Annotated in this window: 2 protein-coding genes and 1 rRNA gene; all 3 read left to right on the top strand. The window is 50.4% G+C overall.

What is annotated here, in order from left to right; translation table 11 throughout:
• Positions 1-11 precede the first annotated feature (11 nt).
• Positions 12-125, top strand: a 5S ribosomal RNA gene (rrf, locus tag ACTHUE_RS18890).
• 389 nt (positions 126-514) lie between these two features.
• Entirely contained in the window at positions 515-802 is a 288-nt protein-coding gene (locus tag ACTHUE_RS18885; RefSeq protein WP_036472233.1) for a ComEA family DNA-binding protein, read from the top strand.
• 194 nt (positions 803-996) lie between these two features.
• Positions 997-1,457 (top strand): type IV pilin protein (locus ACTHUE_RS18880; RefSeq protein ID WP_440424164.1); only part of this gene is annotated, 461 nt, incomplete at its 3' end.

Raw genomic sequence — 1,457 nt, 5'->3', positions numbered from 1 at the left:
AACAGTTTAAGTTTGGCGGCCATAGCGAGTTGGTCCCACGCCTTCCCATCCCGAACAGGACCGTGAAACGACTCAGCGCCGATGATAGTGTGGTTCTTCCATGTGAAAGTAGGTCACCGCCAAACACCCATTCCAAAGCCCCCGACTGATGTCGGGGGCTTTTTATATACCTGTCGTTTCTGTCGGTTTGACGATAGGAGGTAGGGTAATGGGTGCAAGGATATTGATGAACCGATACCCATTCCGATACCTATTGAGTGTTCGTGCATGCTTGTTGTTTAAATTAAAGGATGACAACTCTGTTGTTATTCTTGAACAAAAGTACTGAAAGTTATGGTTAACTGTTTAGAATATTTGAAATCAAACGATATTTGCGTTAATATGTCGTAAGCATTTGTGTGGGTATGAGCTGTTGCCCTATCTGCGCGTATGTGACAGTGTTTACAGAGTGGAATAAAACCATTCGGTAGGCTTCCTGACTGATTCAATCAAATATGTTATGGGAAAAAATCTGATGAAGAAATTTTTATTTGGTGCATTTGCCGCCGTCTGTGCAGCATTCTCTTTGGCCGCCGTGAATATCAATACCGCGTCTTCTGCCGAACTGGAGGCTTTGCCGGGTATCGGTCCGGCTAAGGCGAAATCGATTGTGGAATACCGTCAGAAGAACGGTGCGTTCAAATCGGTGGAGGAGCTGAAAAACGTGAAGGGCATCGGTGATGCGGTGCTGAACAAGTTAAAGGCGGAGGCGACGGTTTCTTCTGCCGCGCCTAAGGCCGCACAGCCTGCCGTGAAAAAATAAGCCTGACGGTTAACTGCCGTATGCCGCCCCGAGGCTGAACCGTTTGCCGGTTCGGGCTGACGGGCGGCTTTGTATGGGCAGTGGCAATGAAGACTTGGACCAATGGGGGCCATTGAGTAAAGGGACAAACGGATAAGGTGCCTCCTGTCGGATAGGGATACAAAGATAAAGATAAAGATAAAGGGAAGAAAGATATGTACTTAAAAGCATTTGACGGAAAACGGAATGGGGCAGCTGTACAGAGGGGCTACTCCTTGATACAGCTGTTGGTGGTGATGCTGCTGGTTTCGATATTGGCGACGGCGGCATTGACTGCCTATCGGGAGTCAGTCCGTTCGGCCAACTTGCGTGCGGCTCATGCCGCCCTGCTGGAAAATGCGCGCTTTATGGAGCAGTTCTATGCGAAAAAGGGCAGCTTTAAGCTGACGTCGACGAAGTGGCCGGAGCTGCCGGTGAAGGAGGCGGGCGGTTTCTGCATTCGGATGAACGGTCAGGCTAAGGGGATCCTGGAAGGGAAGTTTACCCTGAAGGCGGTGGCTCTGGACAGGGAGGCGGAGCCGAGAGTATTACGCTTGAACGAGTCGTTGACGGCGGTAGTGTGCGGGAAGATGAAGGTGAAGGGAAGCTGTACGGACGGTGAGGAGATATTTAGGGG

It is taken from the genome of Neisseria sp. P0021.S005, assembly GCF_051956955.1.
The sequence above is the reverse complement of the archived record's forward strand: the minus strand, read 5'-3'. Positions and strand labels throughout refer to the sequence as shown.